Genomic DNA, 7054 nt, shown 5'->3' on the forward strand with positions numbered 1-7054 from the left:
AATATAGAAGAGCCTAAAATAAAGGCAACTTTATCCAATGATAAAGGACAGTATCTAGTAATTGAGAAAAAAGACTACGGATGGAGTTTTTTGAAAATGAAAGAAAATCATTACTACAAGTTAGGTGTTACTTACAAAAAAGATGTTGACAGAACAATTAAAATTGAAAAATCTTTGGGACTTATTCCTCAAGATTAAATATTTTAACTGAACAGGAAATTTCAAAAGTAAAAAAAATTAAAGCAAGGAGATGAAAAAATGAGTTTAATTAAGGAAAGAAAAGTTGAAAATATCGAACTTTTTTATGATTTGATATTTGTTTATGCTATTTCGAAAATATCAGGAATTATTCATCATCCTCATCACGGAGTGATTGAGCCTTGGACATTTTTTAATTTTGTATTAGCATCGCTCGTTGTCTTACAAGAATGGTTGTATATGACAAACTATTTGAATATATTTGGGACGTTTAACTTTCGTGAAATTATGACTATGTGTGTAAATATGACGGCAGCGGTTTATTTGTCTAATTCTATTTTAGCAGATTGGAGTCAAGCCTACTATCCTTTTACAATTTCAATGTTAATTATGGCTTTGAGTGTAGCATTTTTGTATCACTGTCAAGCAATGAAAAAAGAATTTGGCGAAAAAGAAGCTGTTAATGCGAGAAATATTCTTTTAATCATTAGTTCATTGCTTATAGTCAGTCTGTTCATAAATTTTTATATTGGAACAATACTTCTTACAATTACAATCTTTTCAGGAGTTTTTCTTCCTCTAATTTACAAAATTGAATTTGACAATAATGTTGCTAAGTTTGGGCATTTAAAAGAACGGTTTGAATTATTGACAATTTTGTTCTTCGGAGAAATGATTGTCGGGATTGCAAAATATTTTGATATAAAGCATTTTACAATTTATCCATTTATCGCTTTAATTGCAATATTTTCACTATTTGGAACATATACAATCTTGATAAATAAAATGATAAACCATCATCTGGTAACACGTGGATTGATACTAATGTTTTCACATTTTTTCCTGCTAATTAGTTTAGGAATTATAACTTCCGCTTGGAATTTAATTGGGCAAGAGCCGAATAAAACTTTTTTGGCATTTTTTTACATTCTTGGATATACAGGCTTTTACTTAATGTTATTCGCAAATAGTATTTACCTGAACAAAGAAAAACGTCTAAACAAAAAGGATTTTTCAAAAATTTTAGGAATTTTAACTATTTCATTTGTAGCGATTTTTATTTTTAGACAAAATTTGATAATTATGGAATTTTTGATATTATTTCTAACTTGTTCAATTTTACTGATAATTGCTAGGAAATATAGAAAAACAGAATCTTAGAGCATAATTCCAATAAATGAAATTTTATAACATAAATAAAACTGCCTCAATATTCTGAAGCAGTTTACTTTTTTATTTTTATAAATTTATTATTTAATTAGTCTATTTATTTTCGATAATTACTGTTTTTGGATCAACTTTATTTCCGTAAACAGGCTCAAGAGTTGCTTTATATGCTTTTTCAAAGAATCCTTCCTTAGTAAGAGCATCTATTTCAGTATTTAGCCAGTCTAACAGTCCTTTGTTCCCTTTTCTTACAGCTGGAGCAATGTAATCCTGGTCCCCTAGCTGTTTAATATCCACAACAAATCCTGGATTTTCTGTTGCCCATGCGAATACTAGAGTATTATCATGTGCAAGTGCAGCTCCCCTTTTATCTAATAATGCGTTAAATGTTTCTGTGTTTTGGTCATATTTCAGTAATTCTATATCTGGATGATTTTTAGTAAAGTAAATTTCTGCTGTTGTTCCTTTGTTAACTATTAATTTTTTACCTTTCAGCTCCTTCACATCTTTTATTGGAGCACCTTCTGGCGAAACAATCCCTAATGATACCTTCATATAAGGTTTTGCAAAATCAACTTTTTGTTTTCTTTCATCTGTTACTGTAAAGTTTGCTAGAATAATGTCAACTTTATTTGATAATAAATATTCCACTCTGTTTGCAGCTTCTAATGTGATAAATTCTATTTTATTTTCGTCGCCTAATAAATCTTTAGCAAGTCTTTTTGCCAAATAAATATCATATCCTTGATTTTTCCCATTTTCATCAACAAATCCAAATGGCGGCTTATCTCCAAATACTCCTATTCTTATTTTTCCTGCTTTTTTTATAGCCTCAATTGATCCTGGTTCAGCGCTTCCTTTTCCACCTTTTCCACAGCTTATTGCAAATACTCCTAAAACTAAGATTGCAATAATTTTTACAAACCTTTCAAAATTCTTTTTCATAATTACCTCCAAGTTTATTTAATGTTTTTGTTATTTCTTATCCTAATTTTTCCAATTCATCTTTTAAATATTTAGCTAGTTCCAACATAGCATATTTTCCAGCTATTTTTTCGGCGTCGGCATTGTAGTTGGTATTTGTATTTATGTCATAAACAAAAACTTCGTTGTTTTCATTTATGATAAACTCTATTGCCGCCACATCTATGTGGTTTTCTTTCAAAAATTTTTCATATTTTTCAATTTGATTTTCTGGCAATCTTTCAATAATTCTAAATTTTGATTTTTCTGCCGCTTCTTCTCCTACAGGACAGAATTTATCATTTATCTGGCACGAATCTGCTGGACATAGTTCAAATCCATCGCTTGAGTCAACTTTTACGGCATAGAGATATTTTCCACCTATAAATTCAGCTCTTATGATATGTCCATCCACAGGCTTCACATATTCCTGAATCAAACTTATTCCATCAACAGAATCTTCAAAATCATTTCCATTTACATAATTGCCAAGTTCTTCATAACTTCTTATAAGTCTTACCCCAAGACCTTTTCCAGCTCTGTTGTGCTTTATGATAAAAGAATAGGTGTCAAGTTCCTTTGCAGCATTTAAAATTTGATCTTTTCCCACAGCTCCCAATGTTTTTGGAGTATTTATCCCTGCCTTTTGCAGTAAGATGTATTGTTTCAATTTACTCACTTCAAGATTTATAGCAGATGTCCCATTAATTACACGAACTGCTTCTCTTCCTTTGTTTTCCAGCCATGTTAAGACTTGCTCCGTTAATTCTGGTGCATATCTATGCCCTCTTGTGTGTGAAGAAGCGCTCATTCTATTATAATACACGCCTTTTTCAGGTTCTTTTCCTATATTTAATATTCCTTCTGACAAATCCAGTTCTTCATAAGGAACTGACAATTCATCCAGCCTTGCAGTTAGATGTCTTGTCCAATCCATATTTTCATGAATTATATATACTTTTGACATATTTTCATCCTTTCTATTTTTATTTTTAAAGTTTATTCAACTACAGCCGTATTTTCTCGAAGTCCAGCATATACTTCCTCTGTTTCCACAACTTCATATTCTCCAGTTTTTTCAATAATTGCAGGAACAAGTGTGTTTCCAACTACATTTACCGCTGTACGTCCAGCATTTGCCAAAAAGTCAACTGATACAATCAGGGCAATACCCTCTGCAGGTAAATTAAGCTGTGTTGCAGTCGCAAGCAGTACAACCAATGCTCCAGATGGAACTGCTGCAATTCCTTTTGTAATTATTGTCAAAAACAATATTAACGGTATTAATTGACCCCATGTAAGTGGAGTTGAGTACAAGTTTGTTATAAATGTTACCGATAAACTTATATAAATGCAGGCTCCAATAAGATTGAATGAATATCCAAGCGGTGTAGCAAAAGCTGAAACTGATTCAGATATTCCATTTTCTTCACTACGTTCAAGAAGTGTCGGTAAAACTACTGCAGAACCTCCTGTTGTAAAGGCTATCAATACCAGATCCTTAATATTTGATAATAATTTTAAATAAGGAACTTTGAATATGTATGCAATAATCGGAAATACGACTAATAGAGCTGCCAAGTATCCAACATAAAGAAGCAGTACAAACTGTCCTAACAGATACAAATCTCCAAGTCCAGTTTTTGCGACATTGCTTGCAATCAGCCCAAACACTCCCACAGGTGCAAATGCAATGGCATAATCTACAATCTTATACATAGCCTTTATCCAAGATTCAAAGAATGCTATCACAGGTTTATTGTCATCTCCAACAGCAATTAAGGCAATTCCCAAAAATACCGCAAAAAATATAACCGGTAGAAGATTTCCATCTGCAAACGCTGTAAATACATTTTTAGGTACAATTGATGTTAAGAAATCGCTCAAATTAATGTTAGAAGCAACATCTTTAATAGCTTCTGTGGAAATGCTTCCAGCTTTTATATTTGAACCAATTCCTGTTACTTTCCCTAAAATAAGGCTAAGCGTGATTACTAACGTTGTAATTGAGAAAAAGTGTAAAAATGTCTTAAATGCAAGATTTCCAAACTTTTTAGTATTTTTCATTGTAACTATTGATAAAACAATCAGCGGGAATACAAGCGGCACAATAACCATCTGAACTAAACTTGTAAACAGCACTCCCAGTATTTTTAACTCTTTAGCAAATGACGGAAATAACTGCCCAACCAAAATACCTAATAACGCACCAATCAATATCTGTGCCAATAAATTCAATTTTCTAAATCCTAATAATTTTTTCATACTTTCATTCTCCCTTCAACAATTAGCATTCACTAAATTGTTTTACTAAATTTTTTATTTATATCAACAAAGCTGATTCCACCTTATCTTTCTTTTCAAAATTAAATATATTTAAGAATTTCTTAGCTCTTTCAGTTTTTGGATTTCTAAAAAATTCCAGCGGATAATTTGTTTCAACGATTTCTCCAGAATCCATAAATACTATCCTATCCGCAACTGCTTTAGCAAATTCCATTTCATGAGTAACGATTATCATTGTCATTCCTTCCTTTGCCAGTTCCAGCATTACATCCAGCACTTCTCTTACCATTTCAGGATCAAGTGCCGCTGTAACCTCATCAAACAGCATTATTTCTGGATTCATACATAGCGATCTTATAATTGCTATTCTTTGTTTTTGCCCTCCTGACAGTTCTCTTGGATATGAGTTCTTTTTATCCAGAAGTCCTACTCTTTCGAGCAATTTTTCTGCTTGTTCTGTAACTTCCTTTTTATCCCCCTTCTGTACTTTAAGTGGTCCTAACAGAAGATTTTGCATAACTGTCATATGGTCAAATAATTCGTAACTTTGAAACACCATTCCTATTCTCTGGCGTATTAAATGCCATTTTGTCTTGTCTTTATTAATAACATTTCCTTGTAATTTTATTTCTCCAGACTGAATTTCTTCAAGTCCGTTTACACATCTTAAAAGTGTACTTTTCCCACATCCAGAAGGCCCTAGTATTACTACAACCTCGCTTTTATTTACTGAAAGTGAAACTCCTTTTAGTGCGGGTACGCCTTTTTTATATTCTTTTTTTATATCAGAAAGTTCCAATAAAACTTCCGAATCTGCCATTTTGCTTACCTCCGTTTCCTTTATTTTTTAAACAGCCCATTTTTTCTCCATTTTTTTTGATAATAATGTAATTGGATAACAAATTATGAAATATAGAAAAAATATGAACAGATACACCCAAAATGGTGCCATCGGATTTTTCCTGCTTGAAAATTCTATAATTTGCCGTCCTATTTTTAGAACTTCTGCAACTTCTATAAAAATCGCAAGTGAAGTTGTCTTAATCATTCTTGTTATAAGGTTTACCGCTGCAGGTGCAATTCTTCTTACAGCCTGTGGAAGCAGCACATATCTATAAACCTGGCTTGTATCAAGTCCTAAAGCCTTTGCACTTTCCCCTTGAATTTTTGGAAGAGAAATAATTGCTCCTCTCACAATATCCATCATTTCAGCCGTTCCCCATATCACAAACACTATTATTGTTGTAGTTTCTGAATCAATATGCAAATCAAAGCCTTTTGCAACTCCAAAATAAATTATGAACAGCCACACAAGCAAGGGAATGATTCTCATACTTTCCAGATAAAACTTCAATACTCCATAAATAATCTTATTTTTTGAAGTCATAACTATGCCCAGAATTAATCCAAACAATATTGAAAATACTATTGAAACAAGGGCAATTTGTCCTGTTACAATAAGTCCACCCATAAGCCTTTGCAAATTGACTCCTTTAAAAATAACATCAATTCCCGACAGTTGCATATCTTATTCTCCTTTCAATTACTGTTAAAATAAACGAAACTGGTAAAATAATAATCAAATATGCCGCAACAAGCATAAACAGACTTTCATTCGTTTTATAATAAAGCCCTATCAAATCCCGTGTCAAGTACATCAGCTCCATTAAAGCCAAAATCCCTATTACTGAAGTTTCTTTCAAAAGAAATATTATATTTGCCGCTATTGCCGGAAACGAAACCGTAAATGCCTGTGGCAGTATCACGTTAGTTATAAGCTGTGATTCTGTAAGTCCAATGCTTAACCCAGATTCCCTCTGGCCTTTCGTAACCGACTCCAATCCGCTCCGAAATGCCTCACACATGTAACTCCCGCCAAGAAAAGATAATCCAATCACAGCACAAATATGCGAATTAAACGTAATTCCAATTTTTGGAAGTCCAAAATACAGAAAGAAAAGCTGTATTACAAGTGGCGTATTTCTTGAAAGTTCAATATAAATTTCCACAATCTGTCTAATCGCTGGAACTCTATAATAAAGCACCAATGCACAAACTATTCCAATCAATATTGAAAATACAATTCCAAAAATTCCTATAATCACAGTCAATTTCATTGCTTCTAAATATTTAGGAATATTTTCTATTATAAAATTAAAGTCCATTTTTATCTTTCCTTTCTAAGAATGTTATTGTATATTCTATTTTTTACCCCTTATATTTGTATGTGAAAATATTATACTATAAAAAATTTTATTTGTAAAGAATTATTTTTGTATATACACAAAAAAAGAAGCAAAATCCTAAAATTCCACTTCTTAAGTATATTAAATATTTTTAAAAACAAAAATTACATCATATTTACAGGATCTACATCAATTGTAACCCTAACTTTCTTTTCCCTTTCCCGAAATTTGCCTACACATTTTTTTATAATTTT

The 7054-nt window shown here is 31.8% G+C and carries 7 protein-coding genes and 1 pseudogene; 2 read left to right on the forward strand and 6 right to left on the reverse strand.

Annotated elements, in window-relative coordinates:
• Together Q0370_RS03840 and Q0370_RS03845 are read left to right on the forward strand one after the other, a co-directional pair.
• Positions 1-198: pseudogene (locus tag Q0370_RS03840) on the forward strand (hypothetical protein); the annotation flags it as partial.
• Between the two features lie 60 nt (positions 199-258).
• Entirely contained in the window at positions 259-1359 is a 1101-nt protein-coding gene (locus tag Q0370_RS03845) for a low temperature requirement protein A (protein ID WP_299572353.1), read from the forward strand.
• A 102-nt stretch (positions 1360-1461) separates the two neighbouring features.
• Here Q0370_RS03845 and Q0370_RS03850 read toward each other — a convergent pair whose 3' ends face one another.
• The 6 genes from Q0370_RS03850 to Q0370_RS03875 are packed head-to-tail and all read right to left on the reverse strand — an operon-like array spanning position 1462 to position 6779.
• Positions 1462-2310, reverse strand: a complete 849-nt coding sequence (locus Q0370_RS03850; protein WP_299572355.1) for a cysteine ABC transporter substrate-binding protein — start codon at positions 2308-2310, stop codon at positions 1462-1464.
• Positions 2311-2347: 37 nt separating this feature from the next.
• Positions 2348-3295 carry an alpha-L-glutamate ligase gene (locus Q0370_RS03855; protein ID WP_299572358.1) on the reverse strand — a complete coding sequence of 316 codons (948 nt, stop codon included), beginning with the start codon at positions 3293-3295 and terminating at the stop codon, positions 2348-2350.
• Between the two features lie 32 nt (positions 3296-3327).
• Positions 3328-4593 (reverse strand): dicarboxylate/amino acid:cation symporter, encoded by a 1266-nt coding sequence (locus Q0370_RS03860; protein ID WP_299572360.1) that lies wholly within the window; start codon positions 4591-4593, stop codon positions 3328-3330.
• A 58-nt stretch (positions 4594-4651) separates the two neighbouring features.
• Positions 4652-5434, reverse strand: coding sequence for an amino acid ABC transporter ATP-binding protein (locus Q0370_RS03865; RefSeq protein ID WP_299572363.1), 783 nt, complete (start codon positions 5432-5434; stop codon positions 4652-4654).
• A gap of 27 nt (positions 5435-5461) precedes the next feature.
• On the reverse strand, positions 5462-6139 hold the full coding sequence (locus Q0370_RS03870; RefSeq protein WP_299572366.1) for an amino acid ABC transporter permease: 678 nt from the start codon (positions 6137-6139) through the stop codon (positions 5462-5464).
• A complete protein-coding gene (locus Q0370_RS03875; protein ID WP_299572369.1) occupies positions 6120-6779 on the reverse strand; it encodes an amino acid ABC transporter permease in 660 nt (219 codons plus the stop codon). Before Q0370_RS03875 ends, Q0370_RS03870 begins: the two co-directional genes overlap by 20 nt.
• Between the last annotated feature and the right edge of the window lie 275 nt (positions 6780-7054).

This window comes from uncultured Leptotrichia sp. (genome assembly GCF_938036635.1).
GTDB classification, from domain to species: domain Bacteria; phylum Fusobacteriota; class Fusobacteriia; order Fusobacteriales; family Leptotrichiaceae; genus Leptotrichia; species Leptotrichia hongkongensis.

Bases quoted from the DNA above. Each gene is read 5' to 3' on its own strand.
- Q0370_RS03865 (WP_299572363.1), bottom strand. From the start codon at position 5,434: ATGGCAGATTCGGAAGTTTTATTGGAACTTTCTGATATAAAAAAAGAA.
- Q0370_RS03860 (WP_299572360.1), bottom strand. From the start codon at position 4,593: ATGAAAAAATTATTAGGATTTAGAAAATTGAATTTATTGGCACAGATA.
- Q0370_RS03875 (WP_299572369.1), bottom strand. From the start codon at position 6,779: ATGGACTTTAATTTTATAATAGAAAATATTCCTAAATATTTAGAAGCA.
- Q0370_RS03845 (WP_299572353.1), top strand. From the start codon at position 259: ATGAGTTTAATTAAGGAAAGAAAAGTTGAAAATATCGAACTTTTTTAT.
- Q0370_RS03855 (WP_299572358.1), bottom strand. From the start codon at position 3,295: ATGTCAAAAGTATATATAATTCATGAAAATATGGATTGGACAAGACAT.
- Q0370_RS03870 (WP_299572366.1), bottom strand. From the start codon at position 6,139: ATGCAACTGTCGGGAATTGATGTTATTTTTAAAGGAGTCAATTTGCAA.
- Q0370_RS03850 (WP_299572355.1), bottom strand. From the start codon at position 2,310: ATGAAAAAGAATTTTGAAAGGTTTGTAAAAATTATTGCAATCTTAGTT.